Origin of the sequence: Oceanobacillus jeddahensis, from assembly GCF_000750635.1 — a bacterium.
GTDB lineage: Bacteria > Bacillota > Bacilli > Bacillales > Amphibacillaceae > Oceanobacillus > Oceanobacillus jeddahense.
The window spans coordinates 48,765-63,998 of sequence record NZ_CCDM010000004.1 but is presented as its reverse complement, the minus strand read 5'-3'; the positions used below and the strand labels follow the sequence as shown (position 1 = coordinate 63,998).

Genomic DNA, 15,234 nt, shown 5'->3' with positions numbered 1-15,234 from the left:
TAAGAAGGTGAGTTAATATGGGATCTGTTGTTTTGGATAATTTAATTAAAGATTTTGGAGAAACAAGGGTTTTAAAAAATATTAATTTAGATATTAAAGAGGGCGAGTTTTTCGCTCTCTTGGGCCCTTCTGGTTGTGGAAAAACGACAACAATGAGATGTGTGGCAGGATTTGAAAGTCCAACAGAAGGAATTATCAAAATTGGTGATAAAAAAGTAAATAAAGTTGATCCGCATCGCAGAAATTGTGGAATGGTTTTTCAAAGCTATGCATTGTTTCCGCATATGAATGTTTTTGATAATGTAGCTTATAGTTTGAATGTAAAAGAGCTAAAGAAGAGTGGGATTTTAAAAAAAGTAGGTATTTATACAAGGATGCTTAACAGCAAATTAGTTAAATATAATGATGAAATGAAGAAAAAAGTCTATGATATTTTAGAATATGTAGAGCTGACTGAACATGCCCATAAGCTGACTAGTGAGCTTTCTGGGGGTCAGCAACAGCGCGTAGCATTGGCAAGATCATTAGTTATGGAGCCGGATGTTTTATTAATGGACGAACCTTTATCAAATTTAGATCAAAAGCTGAGACATACAATGAGAAATACTATTAGAAGAATCCAGCAAGACTTGAATATTACAACGATATTTGTCACGCATGATCAAGAAGAAGCAATGAGTATGGCTGATCGTGTTGCAGTTATGCAAGCAGGGGAAATTGTACAAGTAGGGACGCCTACTGACTTATATAGTAATCCTAATTCTCCTTATATTGCAGATTTTGTGGGAACTTCTAACATAATTCCTGGAGAAGTTGTACATAAAGGGGATAGTTATTCGGTTATTCAATTTGGAGAGCAGAAAATAGAATCAAAAAAGAAACCTGAAAAAGATAGTGTGCAAATTATTATCAGACCTGAAAATATCAATATTTTAAAAGAGAACACACCAAATCTTAAAAATGTTTTTGATGGTGTAGTAGAAGTTGCAACCTATTTAGGTAACACAGTTAGATATGAAGTGAAGGTAGAAAATCAAATTTTGATAGTTGATCAAAATTATGAAGCAGGAGAAGGGATTTTAGAGGAAGGGAGTAAAGTTAGGTTAAGTATATCCTCTGAAAGGGTGTTGTTGCTATGAAAAAAATAAAGGAGAAAATAACGGGCCTTGGAATAATGAAATTTCTCGTCTATTTATTTTTAATAATGTTTTTAGTTATTCCATTGGTAGTTGTTTTTGCAGTGAGCTTTACAAACACACCGATTAATTTCTTTGGATCTTTTATCAGTATAGAAACTTTACAAAGTTCAATAGAAACTATTAAGAATTCAACACTAGAAAACTTTAATGCCATTTTTTCACGATCTGCTTATTTTGGTGCATTAAGAAATAGCTTAGTTTTAGCATTAGTTGTTTCATTTACCGTTATTTTAATGTGTGTTCCAATAGCTTATGGAATTGCTAGAACAAAGATGCCTTTTAAAAGAACGATTATGGCATTATGTACAGTTCCTTTGATTATTCCTACATTCATATCTGCTTATGCATTTATCATGATGTTTGGTCAATCAGGGTGGGTTACTTATATTTATCAAGCTTTGGGTGGAACAAAGGAATATTTTATTGATCCTTATTCTATTACTGGGATAGCTCTAGTTCAAATCTTTTTCTTTTTTCCATATGCTCTTTGGCCGATGGTTGCAGCTTTTAAAGTTAGTGATATTTCCTTAGAAGAGGCATCGACAAATATGGGGGCAAGGGGGCTGCTAACATTTAATACTGTTACATTTCCGTTAGCCCTTCCGGGTATTATATCAACATTTTTAGTTATATTTGCAGTAAGTTTTTCTGATTTTGGAACTCCAATTATTTTGGCTCCAACTGGACTTAGTCTTTTAGTGGTAGAAGCCTATAGAGAAATGGCTGGTTTTTTCAATTGGGGGAACGCTGCTATTCTCACTATTATGATGGTAGCGGTAGCTGGATTAGTTTTTTGGGCACAAAACCGTATCTTTAAAAATAAAAATTATGGTTCTTTATCTGGTAAACCTAAGAAAATGAAAATGAATGAAAATAAATTAGTGTCTATTTTATTAGGAGTATTTTCAGGATTTGTTGTACTAGTTCCATTTTTAGCACTGATTACTGTATTCCTTCAATCAATTGCAACAACTTGGGGAAGGGGACCATTACCAAATGGATATACTTTAGCTCATTATCAAAATGTATTCTCAAATACATTATCCAATATACAAAATACGCTAATATTAGGATTGGGAGCGCTGGCTATTGCAATTGTTGTAGGGGTTTTAATTTCGTACTTTGTAGTTAGGCATAAATCATCCGGATTGGATTTTCTAAGTACTTTACCTTTAATTGTTCCTGGCATTGCATTAGGTATTGCATTATTACAAACTTTTAACGTTGCTCCATTACAACTAACTGGAACGGCTACTATCTTAATTATAGCTTATGCAATTAGAAGGCTTCCTTATATGGTAAGATCGACTGTTGGGACAATGAAATCGATTAAAGAAGATATTGAAGAAGCAGCAGTCAATCTGGGAGCTTCTACACTAACTGCTGCATTAACCGTAATCGGGCCATTGATGTTACCAGGGATAGCAGCAGGATCTATACTTGTGTTTGTAACAGTTATTAAGGAAACTAGTGTTACGATATTGCTAGCCCCACCAAGTTGGGCGCCGTTAAGTTTAGCGATTTTTCAAGATATTTTAAGGACACAGTATTATACTGCTGCAGCAATGTCGATAATTCTTGTAGTATTGGTAATAGTGTTGCAAGGGGTTGCAAAGTTAATTTCCAAAAAAGAAACTTATTAAAAAATCTGCTGCACAGATAATTGTGCAGCTGGTTTTGAAGAAACCAATTAATGTGGATATTTTAAAAATATTAATTAGGTAAGCACTGAAAATTACAAAATGTAGGGTACTAATGTAAATAAAGATGGATTATTCTGTAAAAAAGTTGATTAAGATTATAATGAATTATGATTATTAGGGATTAATCTGTTATAAAATATTCATTTAATAATGTTATTTAGAATAAATATAGTAGGTGAATTTATGAATAAAGAATATGTTATTGGGATTGACGGCGGTACAGAAAGTGTACGTGTTGGAATTTATGATTTATATGGAACGCAAGTTGCTTATGGAGTAACAGAATATAAAACATATTATCCAAGTCCTGGTTGGGCAGAGCAAGATCCAAATGATTGGTGGCAAGCTCTTAAAACTAGTGTTAAAAAAGCTTTACAAAATAGCGGTGTTAAGAAAGAACAAATTATTGGAATAGGGTTAGATACCACATCTGCTACAGTAGTATTATGTAAGGAAGATGGAACGCCATTAAGACGGGCATTACTCTGGATGGATATTAGAGCTGATAAAGAAGCCGAATTAATTTCATCAACTGGACATAGTGCACTAAAATACAATGGTTTCGGTAAAGTATCTCCAGAATGGATGGTATGCAAAACGCTTTGGTTAAAAAATAATGAGTCTGAAAATTTTAACAATGCAGATAGAATTCTTGATTTTGTAGATTGGTATACTTTTAAATTAACTGGCAGATTTACTGGAAGTATTAGTAACACGACATATAGATGGCATTATAATTCAGAGGCAGCGGGAATACCTAAAGACTTTTTTGAAAAAGTCGGTATTGAAGAAGCTATTGAAAAAATACCAAAAGATATTTTTAACTTAGGTGATAAGATAGGAGGACTAACAAAAGAAGCTGCAGTCGAATTGGGATTATGTAAAGGGACTCCAGTAGCTCAAGGCGGTGTAGATGCACTAAATGGAATTATAGGATTGGGAATAACAAAACCAGGTAAACTAGCATTAATTACAGGTTCTTCTCATAATTGTTATAGTTTAACGGAAAAAGAAGTACACGGAAAAGAAATAATGGGAACTTTTCCTAATGCAGTAGTACCAGGTTACAAATTAGCTGAAGCTGGACAAACATCTTCTGGGTCGACAATAAAATGGTTTCGCACTAATTTTTGTAAAGACTTAGAAAATGATAACGATGTGAATGTATATGAAGTTTTAAATAATGAAGCTGAAAAGATAAGACCGGGTTCTGAAGGTCTAATTATATTAGATTATTGGCAAGGTAATCGTTCTCCTTATGCTGATCCTAATGTAAGAGGATTAATTTCCGGTTTATCACTAAAGCATAATCGTGAACATATTTATAGGGCGATTTTAGAAGGAATTGCATATGGAACAGATCTTAATATAAATAATTTGAGAAAAAATGGTATTGATACATCAGAGATATACGCTGCAGGTGGAGCTACAAATAGTAAACTTTTCTTGCAAATACACGCTGATATCAGCAATATCCCAATTCATGTACCTGAAGATAAACAAGTGTCTTGTTTAGGATCTGCAATTTTAGCTAGTGTTGCAAGTGGAGCGTATTCTGAAATAGAAGATGCTGTAAATAATATGGTTAGATACAATGATGAAGTGATAATACCTAATCTCCATAATCATGAACAGTATCAATTATATGCTGAACAGTACAGAAAAGCATATGCTGAATTTTATCAATGGATGTGGAAAACTACTGAAATAAATCATCATCTTTTGGTTTAGTATTTTAATTATTTAGTGCTTTGAAAAAAGAATATATTCATAGCATAGTCAATAAAAAACCAGATTATTAGTCTGGTTTTTTATTGACTATGCTATGAATATAACTAAATAATAATGAGAAGGTTATCTAAATACAATATGAAGATAACAACTAATTTATATAAATTGAATTTAAGTTTTTGAATTAGTATTCGTTCATCATAACTTTAATTGTTTTACATAGATATAAAATTTTTTATTTTAATTAATATACAAAGATTTATCATTTGGAATATTTCAATATAATATAAAGGGAAAATTGGGATAATTACAAAAGTATTGAATCCTTAAAATGTTGACATTGAGCAACATAGATTCTATGATTATTATTAAAATACAGAAAGTAAAAGGAAATGAATATAGTAAGAAAATAACTACAAACTGTGAAGAGAGCGGATGTTATGCTAAGTTGGGAAGACAGGCGTTTAATGGTTAAAGTTGCAAAATTATACTATTTTGAAGGATGGACCCAGGCGCAAATTGCTAAGAAACAAAATGTGTCTCGCCCGGTTATTTCTAAACTCTTAAGTAATGCTAAAAAAGAAGGAATTGTGGAAATTTATATTAAAGATGAGACTTCTCATAGTGTAGAGTTAGAGAATAAAATTTTGAAGAAATTTGGATTGAAGGAAGTTATTGTTATCTCAACGGCAGGTTTTGCACCAGAGGTGACAAAACGTCAGATGGGAAAAACAGCTGCTTCTTATATAGCAAATCATTTAGAAGGAGTAAAGAGTCTAGGTCTTTCCTGGGGTACAACTTTATTATCTTTAGTTGAAGAATACCCTTATAAACATAAAAAAGATACACATATTGTTCCGATTGTTGGCGGAATGGGGAGTGATCATGTCCATCTTCATTCGAATCAATTAGCTTTTCATTTATCACAAAAAATGAACTCTAGTTGTTCCTATTTATACGCTCCAGCAATGGTGGAGTCTGTTGATTTGAAAGAAAGGCTAGTTCAATCAAAGGATATTTCTCATGTTTTAGAAGAAGCAAGAAATATAGATATGGCAGTAGTTGGGCTGGGAAATCCATTTAAAAGCTCGACGATGGAAAAAATAGGTTATCTTAATCCAGATGATTTAATATCTTTACGTAAAGCTGGGGCTGTTGGAGATATTAGTTCAAGATTTTATGATGCGATTGGTAAAGAGTTAGATCACCCAATCAATAATCGTGTTATTGGTTTGAATTTAGATGAAATTAAAAAGATTCCTGAAGTTGTAGGGATAGTAGAGGGTTCATATAAATTAGAAAGCTTAGAGGCTGCATTGCAAGGTGGTTATTTGGACGTTTTAATTATTGATGATCGAATGGCGCAAGAATTGGTAGACAGCTATATATAACAATTAAACCAATTATCTAGAGCAGATAATTGGTTTAATTTAAATCCATGTTTATTTCCAAGGAGTTATGACACATTTTAACCCTTTTTTATCAAGAGCGGTTTGAAATGCTTTTTTTGTGTCCTTTAAAGGGAATATATCCGATATAAAAGGAGTGAAATCAATTAATTGTTCGTCAATCCACTTCACTGCTTCAACATGTAAATCACGTGGTGCTCCATGTGTTCCGACTACAGTTAATTGCTTATAGATAAAATGATTTGTATTAATAGGTGTTCCAGTAATCTTTTTATTTCCTGAGAAGTACAATACGCGTCCTTTTTTTCTTACAATTTCCAAAGCTTCATTTTGAACATAAGCTGAAGGGGCAGTTACAATAGCAACATCTGCACCTAATTCACCTGTTTCCTCAAGTATGATTTGCGATGTGTTAAATTTATTCGGATCAATCACAATATCAGCGCCAATCTGCTTAGCGAGTTCTTGTCTTGCTTTGGAGCGTTGTACAGCAATAACTTTACCGGCCCCTATTTTTTTCGCAGCAGCAATGTACATACAGCCGATAGCTCCCGCTCCATAGACAATAACCGTATCGCCAGCATTTATTTTTACTTCATGTAATCCGCTAAGCACACAGGCAAAAGGCTCTGAAAGGCTTGCTAATTCATATGGAGTATTGTCAGCAATACGTTGAATAGAACCATATTCTATAAAATTTCGTGGCAATACCATATATTGAGCAAAACCGCCATCGATTTGATACCCGATAGATTCCCCTTTTATACAAAAATGACTATCATTTTTTTGACAGTAATAGCATTTGCCACAAGGCAGATGTGCCCAAAGCGTTACTCGATCTCCAGGATGAAATGATGAAACATATTTTCCTGTCTGAATGATTTCACCAGCTATTTCATGTCCAATAACTCTAGGGAACGTTACTCGATTGTCACCATTTTGATAAATTCTTAAATCCGACCCGCAAATTCCAGTAGCATGAATTTTTAATAATATTTCGTGCTCATCGATTTTTGGAATGGACCTTTCTTGATATTCAAGTTGTTCTTTATCCGTAAGCGCGATAGCACGCATCATATTTCATACCTCCTACTCTTTTTTGAAATCAAGCGCTTTCTTAATTTGGTACTGTATTTGTCGTTTTTCCTTTTCTTTAACTGATTTATTCCATTGAAGAAGAGTAGCCATTTCTTCCGTAACAACATCTAATGTTTTCTTAACAAGTTCTAAATCAAATAATAAATAACTCGTTCGACGATCATAGAAATCAGTTAATGTAGCAACCATTTCATTTTCGATTGTGTAACGAAGCTCGCCCAGGACGTTTCGATGCTCTTTTTTCTCTTGTTGGGTGTTATAGCTATCTATCGTCTGCAATAATTTTTCTGTATTTGATCCATAACGTAATACATAGTGATCTATGTCTTGCTGTGACAAACCTAAATGGCTATATTGTCCTTGAATACGATTGGAATATTCATAAAGCTCTTCAATGCTGTTAAATTGAGATCCCGATAGTTTTAAACTTGCTGTTTTAGTTGGAGGGAGATTTAAATTACGTTTTTTATCGATATAAGTAAGGATTCGATCTGCCATTTTACGATAACCAGTCAGTTTTCCACCTGCGATGGTGACAACACCAGAAGTAGATTCAAAAATTTCATCATGACGTGATAATTCTGAAGGTTTCTTCCCACTTTCACCAATAAGCGGACGAATTCCAGCCCAGCTGGATGAAATATCCTTTATCTGTAAAGTTACTTTTGGGAACATATCTTTTAAGCAGCTTAATAGATATTGAACTTCGTCAAGCTGTACATGTATATCATCCATATCTTTATTGTATAATGATTCTGTTGAACCAACATAAGTTCGGTTTTCCACGGGTATAACAGCTATCATTCTGCCTTTATGTTGAAAGTAAACAGAAGATTTAACGGGTAATTTATTGTAAGGAAACACAATATGAATCCCTTTTGCCAGAACCATATGCTTTCCTGTAATTGTCTCATCCTTCTTACGAACTTTATCGACCCATGGGCCAGTGGCATTTACAATATGCTTGGCATAAATAGTAAAAGTTTGATTAGAATAATGGTCTCTTCCAACAATTCCTTTTACTTTATTATGTTCATTTTTTAAGAATTCGGTCATTTCCGCATAATTTAGAATAACAGCACCTTTTTCATGAGCGGTTTTTGCTACTTCTAATGTCAAACGGCTGTCATCTGTCCGATATTCAATATAACAACCACTTCCTTGCACGGTTCTTTTGTTAAAAAGAGGTTCATTTTGAAGCGTTTTCTTTTTCCCGTATATTTTATGACGTTCATCTTTTTTCACACCAGCAAGCTTATCATAAAGAGTAAGTCCAGCTTTTAAGGTTAATAAATTATAGGATTCTTTCTTTATTAATGGGAAGTTCATAGTGATCGGGTAAACAAGGTGAAGCGCGTTATTATATACAATATCACGTTCAGACCCAGTTTCTTTTACCACAGGAAAATCAAAGTTTTGCAAGTATTTTAACCCCCCATGGATTAACTTCCCTGACCGGCTGCTCGTCCCTGATGCAAAGTCATAACGCTCTATTAAAGCTACTTTCAGCCCTCGTGTTATAGCATCTAAGGCAATGCCACTTCCAGTAATCCCCCCTCCGACAATTAACAGATCGAAATGTTGTTTTTCTAATTGATGTAAGGTTTTACTGCGCGAAAATGAAGAAAAAGAATCGTGATCAACCATTATTATCTCACCTCTTCAAATGTTCCGTTGAGGAAACTTTGTAAATTTACTTTGAGTATATAAGTTGTATGATAATTAGTCAATATTTAAGTGGTGATTAAGCTGTGTATACTAAACTATTCACATTTACATTAGAGAAAACCAAATGATAATAATGGAAATATGATATAATTATATTACCTTTGTAAAGGAGATGAAATTATGAGTATGGAAGAAAGAAGACTAATAACAAAAGTTGTAAAGCTCTACTACCTAGAAGGGTGGACACAAACCGAAATCGCAAAAAAAATTAATAAATCAAGACCAATTGTTTCTAAGCTTTTAAAGCAGGCGAAAGAAAATCAAGTTGTAGAGGTATACTTAAAAGATAGCACTGTACATACTGTTCAATTTGAAAGAAAATTAGAGAAAAAATATAATTTAAAAGAAGCTATTGTTATTGAATCGGCAAATAGTGGACCTGAATTAATAATGCGTAAATTAGGACTTGCCACAGCAAGATATATTGAAAAAAAACTTGATCATATTAATACTATAGGTATTTCTTGGGGGACATCTGTATATGCAGTAGTTGAAGCATTTCAATATCAAGCAAATAAACCGATTCATCTTATTCCCCTTATTGGAGGGATTGGTCAGGACTATATTGGGTATCATACTAATTCATTGCTTTTTGAACTATCTCAAAAGTTAAACGGCACTTCTTCTTATCTGTATGCACCAGCAGTTGTGGAAAGTGAAGAATTAAGAAACCATATTATACGTTCTAAAGATGTGAAAGAGGTGCTTACCCGGGGAAAACAGGTAGATATTGCAATTGTAGGTATTGGAAATCCAGGGATACAAAATACGATGACAGAAATGGGATATTTATTGGAAGAAGATCAACAAAGCCTTATGGATGCTGAAGCTATTGGAGATATTAATTCTAATTTTTTTGATAAGAATGGAGAACTTGTAGAACATCCACTGAATAATAGGACAATAGGAATTGATTTACAAGATATAAAAAAAATACCGGAAGTGATTACAATTGCCAGAGGAGAGCATAAAATATTGCCTTTACATGTTGCTTTAGAAAATCATTTTATAACAACCCTAGTAATTGATGATAAAACTGCTGAAAAATTATTGAAAAGTGTTGAATAGTATTTGTAAACATTTTATTTATATCTATATAATTAGTAAATTTAAAAAACGGGCATCCTGTATAACTATTTATTTGATTAGTTTATTAGATGTCCTTTTATTATGTGCTTAAATCCTTCTAATACATTCATTTCTCTAGGCCTCATTATATAATATTTAACATATGTTTTACTCAATGACATATTGCTCAAAGAGTTTGATAGAAAATTAAAATGTTAAATTCTCCTCCTAAAAGTGAATCAATAATTATAATAAATTGAAAGCTGATCGAAATAGTATTTTGGTAAATTAAAAAATGCAAATTAAATATTGACAAAACTATGTAAGCGTTTTATCATTAATTTACAAAAGTTATATATAGTTACATTTGTAAATTAAGGAGGGTTAAAACTATGTGGGGGATATTTATTTTAATATTTGCATGCGTCTGGGGCCTCCAATTTTTAATGACACAATTACAGGTGAAACATTACCGGGCAAATATTAATAGTTTTGCGAAAAGACAATCAGGATTTTTAGGAACAGGGTATTATAAGAAAAGATTTGGAACGGGAGCTTTAGTATTATTAGTGTGTGATGAAAGATTACAAATTGTTGATGCAAAAATAATGAAAGGGATTACTGTTTTTGCCCGTTTTAAAGATCGAAATGAAGTCATTGGAAAAAGTCTATTTGAAATTAACAATTCAAATTATTTTAATGAGAAGGAAAAATTTGCAGTTCAAGGCGCTGTTCAAATGATTGAAAAAGAATATAAGAAGAAGGAGGAGAAAGCAGTATGGATTTCTTAATTACTATTGCCGAAGGATTTATTGGCATGTTTGAAGAGGGCGGAGAAACCTTCACGGGACTTGTTACTGGTATTATACCGATGCTTGTTGTATTAATTACAGCAGTTAATGCAGTAATTAAATTTATTGGGGAAGAAAAAGTTAATCGATTTGCACAAAAATGTACAAAGTACTTTATTTTAAGATACACTGTATTTCCTTTTATAGCAGTATTTTTCCTAACTAATCCGATGTGCTATACATTTGGTCGATTTTTGCCGGAAAAACAGAAACCAGCTTTTTATGATTCTGCAGTCTCTTTTGTACATCCGGTAACAGGGTTATTCCCACATGCTAATCCAGCGGAACTATTTGTATATATGGGGGTAGCAACTGGTATAACAAATTTAGGTTTGTCTTTAGGACCATTAGCTTTAAGATTCTTACTAGTCGGGGTTGTAGTTATGTTGATTAGGGGAATTGTGACAGAGATGATTACAGCTCGTATGTTGAAAAATAAAGAAAATAGTGTTGCATAAAATAATTCAATTATGGGAGGGAGAAATATGACCGAGTATAAAGCAGTAAAAGTTCATAAAGGACCATCAGGCTGGGGAGGGCCATTAGTAATTCTTCCAAATGATGAGAAAAAATATATTATATCTGTTACAGGCGGAGGTATTCATGAAGTTGCACAAGCTTTAGCTGATCGCACTGGAGGAATTGCAATTGATGGGTTTGAAAAATCTGTACCAAAAGAAGAAATTGCAGCTGCAGTTATAAATTGTGGAGGGACTGCCAGGAGCGGCGTTTATCCACGAATGGGTGTAAAAACAATTAACACTTATAGTAACTCACCATCTGGACCTTTAATGAAATTTATTAATGAAGATAATTTTGTATCTGGAGTTGAGAAACCATCTCAATTTGAAGATGCTGAACCTTCAGAACAGAAAGAAACAGAATCAAAAGAAGATAATAAAGATGCACAAGATCTGATGGATAAAAAAGTAGCACAACAAGTAAAGGAAGAAGCAAAATCTAAAGTAGCTAATTCTGATAATAGAAATGGTAAGAAGAAGAATCCAATACTTCGATTTATTGAAGTTTTAGGAAACAAGGTGGGGAACGTTGTAAGTGTCTTCTTCCAAGCAGGTAGAGATACAATTGAAACGGTTATAAAAAATATATTACCATTTATGGCATTTGTAAGCGCATTAATGGGGATTATAACCTTTACAGGAATTGGTGATTTTATTGCTGACTTGATAGCACCTTTAGCAACAAATTTAATCGGAATGCTAATCCTTTCATTAATTGTTGCAATCCCCGTTATATCTCCATTACTTGCTCCCGGAGCTGTAATTGCACAAGTTGTAGGAGTGTTAATAGGTGTGGAAATTGCAAATGGTAATATACCTCCACAGATGGCATTACCGGCATTGTTTGCTATTAATCCCCAAGCGGGAGCAGACTTTGTGCCAGTTGGATTAACTTTAGGAGAAGCAGAGCCTGAAACTGTTGAAGTTGGAGTTCCGGCAGTATTATTCTCAAGATTAATTACAGGACCAGCTGCAGTTGTAATTGCGTATTTGGCAAGCTTTGGGCTTTATAGTTAAATAAATAACATTTGTAATTTACATTTGTTATTAAAATAAACATTTGTAAAAACACTGAATTTAATGTATATTTGAATTATAAAATGAAGACTTAATAAACTAGTGAAAATATTAAGAAATGAAAGGTGATTTATATGAGTCAATTACAAGTAGATTTAAATGTAATAGATATTGGTGAAGATGTAGAGTTAATGAAGGAGGAAGGCTTATTAATTTTATTCAATAATACTGTACCAGAAGATCTGAAAACGATTGCGATTATCCATGATGGAGTATTTAAAGAAGAAATTATTTCTGGGGATGAAATGATTATTAATGGAGAAGTTTTTCGAATTATTCATGTTGGAGAAAAAGCCAATGAAACACTATCACAACTAGGGCATGCAACCTTTAATTTTGAAGGGGAGACAGAATTTGATATGCCAGGAACAGTCTATCTGGAAAAAAAGGCTATTCCTAGAATAGAATTAGGATCAACTATTTCATTTAATAGAATATAACAATAAAAGAGGAGTGCATTAAATGCTAAATTTAAACAGAAAACTGGAAAAATTACAAAATGAAGGATCTTACATTAAAGTAGGGTTAGTAGGTGCTGGACAGATGGGGAGAGGAATGATCTCGCAAATTGAAAGCATGAAAGGGATGCGGGTTGTAATTACTTCTGATTTAGTGGTTGAGAATGTAACAAATGCTTATAAACATGCTGGAATAGAAGCATCGAATATTGAAGAAACGGCAGATAAAGAAGCTGCTTCCAGAGCTGTTAATGCGGAAAAAGTAGTCGCTACTCAAAATATAAAACTAGTAACCTCGTTACCTGAAGTGGATGTAGTAGTCGATGCAACTGGTATTCCCAATGTTGGGGCGGAAATTGCTTGGGACTCTATTTTAAATAATAAACATATCATTATGTTAAATGCGGAAGCGGATGTAACAGTAGGACCTTTACTTAAGAAATTGGCTGCTTCCAGTGGTGTTGTATATACTGGGTCTGCAGGAGATGAGCCTGGAGCAATTATGGAATTATATGATTTTGCAGATGCAATGGGCTTTGAAATCGTAGCTTTAGGAAAGGGGAAAAATAATCCATTAAATGTGGAAGCTAACCCACATACAGCTGAAGCCGAAGCAAAAGAAAAAGGATCTTCTCCAAAAATGCTAGCCTCTTTTCAAGATGGTACGAAAACAATGGTGGAGATGAATGCTGTTGCAAATGCTACAGGGTTTTTGCCTGATAAGCCAGGCATGCATGGCTTTAAAGCCTCTGTAGAGGAACTGCCAGAAATTTTTCTTGAAAAAAGTAATGGAGGGAAGGTTAATGGAAAAAGAATTGTAGAATTTATTAATGGGATTGCTCCTGGAGTGTTTGCTATCATTTCTTCAGATAAAGAGGAAGTGAACGCAGAAATGAAGTATCTAAAAATGGGAAATGGTCCGAATTACGTTCTATTTCGACCTTACCATTTAACTAGCTTAGAAACGCCACTTTCGATTGCAAAAGCTTATCTGGACCATGAAGCTACGATTGCTCCTTACTGTGGTTTAAAAGCAGAGACGGTTACTGTAGCAAAAAAAGATCTTCAAAAGGGTGAACATCTAGACTATATTGGTGGGTTTACTGTTTATGGCCATATATTAAAAGCAGAAGAGGCAAAAGAACAAAATGCGTTACCACTTGGTTTAGTAGATAAAAATGTCGTTTTACAAAAAGACGTTAAAAAAGGAGAGATTATTACGTATGATGCAGTAGAACAAACAGAAGAATCAACTATTTGGAAGCTTCGTTCGATGCAGGATAGAGAATTTTAATTTCATACCAAAATCATGATGTGTTTTGTGGTTAGCAAAGCATATTCATTTATCTTTTTATTTACATTTGTAATATGTTAGAACAAAAGAAAGGAATGAGGTTTATGTCAAAATTAAATGTCCCTAATAAAATTACTAATGAAAAATTAGTAGATCTCTACAAACAAATGTGGACCATCCGCTTTTTTGAGGAGAAAGTAGATCAGTTTTTTGCAAAAGGGAAAATCCATGGAACAACACACTTAGCTGTTGGACAAGAAGCAAGTGCTGCAGGCGTATGCGCTTTATTGGACAAAGAAGATAAAATTACAAGTACGCACCGCGGGCATGGTCATTGTATCGCTAAAGGAGCTACACCGGATAAAATGATGTCAGAATTATTCGGCAGAACAACAGGTTATTGTAAAGGAAAAGGCGGCTCCATGCATATTGCGGATGTAGATATGGGGAATCTGGGCGCAAACGGCATTGTTGGTGGAGGTATTCCATTAGCAGTTGGTTCCGCTTTAACAGCCCATATGAAGAAATTAAATTATGTAACCGTTTGTTTTTTTGGAGATGGGGCAACTAATGAAGGAAGCTTTCATGAGGCGGTTAACCTTGCATCTGTTTGGAATCTGCCAGTTATCTTTGTTTGCGAAAATAACCAGTACGGAATGTCTGGAGCAGTAAAAGAAATGGTAAATATTGAAGATATTGCAACTAGAGCAAAATCCTACGGTATCCCGGGAGTCGTTGCAGATGGAAATGACATTATTGAAATGATGAATGTGACGAATGAAGCGATGGAACGTGCTAAAAATGGCGAAGGTCCAACCTTGATTGAAGCAAAAACATATCGCTGGAAAGGGCATTCGAAAAGTGATGCTAAAAAGTATCGTACCCGTGATGAAGAAAATGATTGGAAAGAGAAAGATCCGATTAAACGGTTAAAGGAACTATTAATCCATGAATCTATTATCACAGAAGAGCAGGCAGAATCACTGCGAAAAGAAGCTTTAAAGGAAATTGAAGATGCAGTAGCTTTTGCTGAAGAGGGTCCGATGCCGACAAAAGATGATTTATTAACAGATGTATTTGCTTAAAGAGGATGTTCA

General features: G+C 33.8%; 13 protein-coding genes. 11 read left to right on the top strand and 2 right to left on the bottom strand.

All coding sequences use genetic code 11. The features are described 5' to 3' along the window. Positions 1 to 32 precede the first annotated feature (32 nt). The 4 genes from BN986_RS16955 to BN986_RS16940 all read left to right on the top strand — a co-directional run bounded on the left by BN986_RS16955 (position 33) and on the right by BN986_RS16940 (position 6,024). Positions 33 to 1,139 (top strand): ABC transporter ATP-binding protein, encoded by a 1,107-nt coding sequence (locus tag BN986_RS16955; protein WP_244445031.1) that lies wholly within the window; start codon positions 33 to 35, stop codon positions 1,137 to 1,139. After that, positions 1,136 to 2,842, top strand: coding sequence for an ABC transporter permease (locus BN986_RS16950; protein WP_040982378.1), 1,707 nt, complete (start codon positions 1,136 to 1,138; stop codon positions 2,840 to 2,842). The genes BN986_RS16955 and BN986_RS16950 overlap by 4 nt, the downstream gene beginning before the upstream one ends. Before the next feature lie 243 nt (positions 2,843 to 3,085). Next, positions 3,086 to 4,633 (top strand): FGGY-family carbohydrate kinase, encoded by a 1,548-nt coding sequence (locus BN986_RS16945; protein WP_040982376.1) that lies wholly within the window; start codon positions 3,086 to 3,088, stop codon positions 4,631 to 4,633. Between the two features lie 467 nt (positions 4,634 to 5,100). Then, the gene (locus BN986_RS16940; protein WP_244445030.1) at positions 5,101 to 6,024 is read left to right on the top strand and encodes a sugar-binding transcriptional regulator; all 924 of its coding nucleotides are present in this window, start codon (positions 5,101 to 5,103) and stop codon (positions 6,022 to 6,024) included. Between the two features lie 51 nt (positions 6,025 to 6,075). Here BN986_RS16940 and BN986_RS16935 read toward each other — a convergent pair whose 3' ends face one another. Further along, on the bottom strand, positions 6,076 to 7,119 hold the full coding sequence (locus BN986_RS16935; RefSeq protein ID WP_040982371.1) for an alcohol dehydrogenase catalytic domain-containing protein: 1,044 nt from the start codon (positions 7,117 to 7,119) through the stop codon (positions 6,076 to 6,078). 12 nt (positions 7,120 to 7,131) lie between these two features. Continuing rightward, positions 7,132 to 8,787: a glycerol-3-phosphate dehydrogenase/oxidase gene (locus tag BN986_RS16930; protein WP_040982369.1), complete on the bottom strand. Its 1,656-nt coding sequence runs from the start codon at positions 8,785 to 8,787 to the stop codon at positions 7,132 to 7,134. A 201-nt stretch (positions 8,788 to 8,988) separates the two neighbouring features. Here BN986_RS16930 and BN986_RS16925 point away from each other — a divergent pair, with 201 nt between their 5' ends. The 7 genes from BN986_RS16925 to BN986_RS16895 all read left to right on the top strand — a co-directional run bounded on the left by BN986_RS16925 (position 8,989) and on the right by BN986_RS16895 (position 15,222). Further along, complete coding sequence (locus tag BN986_RS16925; protein WP_040982367.1) at positions 8,989 to 9,936, top strand: sugar-binding transcriptional regulator; 948 nt, start codon at positions 8,989 to 8,991, stop codon at positions 9,934 to 9,936. Between the two features lie 392 nt (positions 9,937 to 10,328). After that, positions 10,329 to 10,727, top strand: coding sequence for a transcriptional regulator GutM (locus BN986_RS16920; protein WP_040982365.1), 399 nt, complete (start codon positions 10,329 to 10,331; stop codon positions 10,725 to 10,727). Then, a complete protein-coding gene (gene srlA, locus BN986_RS16915) occupies positions 10,715 to 11,245 on the top strand; it encodes a PTS glucitol/sorbitol transporter subunit IIC (protein ID WP_040982363.1) in 531 nt (176 codons plus the stop codon). Before BN986_RS16920 ends, srlA begins: the two co-directional genes overlap by 13 nt. Before the next feature lie 27 nt (positions 11,246 to 11,272). Then, entirely contained in the window at positions 11,273 to 12,325 is a 1,053-nt protein-coding gene (gene srlE, locus BN986_RS16910) for a PTS glucitol/sorbitol transporter subunit IIB (protein WP_040982362.1), read from the top strand. A gap of 134 nt (positions 12,326 to 12,459) precedes the next feature. Beyond that, positions 12,460 to 12,825 (top strand): PTS glucitol/sorbitol transporter subunit IIA, encoded by a 366-nt coding sequence (locus BN986_RS16905; RefSeq protein WP_040982360.1) that lies wholly within the window; start codon positions 12,460 to 12,462, stop codon positions 12,823 to 12,825. A 22-nt stretch (positions 12,826 to 12,847) separates the two neighbouring features. Continuing rightward, complete coding sequence (locus tag BN986_RS16900) at positions 12,848 to 14,137, top strand: NAD(P)H-dependent oxidoreductase (RefSeq protein WP_040982358.1); 1,290 nt, start codon at positions 12,848 to 12,850, stop codon at positions 14,135 to 14,137. Positions 14,138 to 14,241: 104 nt separating this feature from the next. Beyond that, complete coding sequence (locus tag BN986_RS16895; protein ID WP_040982356.1) at positions 14,242 to 15,222, top strand: thiamine pyrophosphate-dependent dehydrogenase E1 component subunit alpha; 981 nt, start codon at positions 14,242 to 14,244, stop codon at positions 15,220 to 15,222. Positions 15,223 to 15,234: the final 12 nt, after the last annotated feature.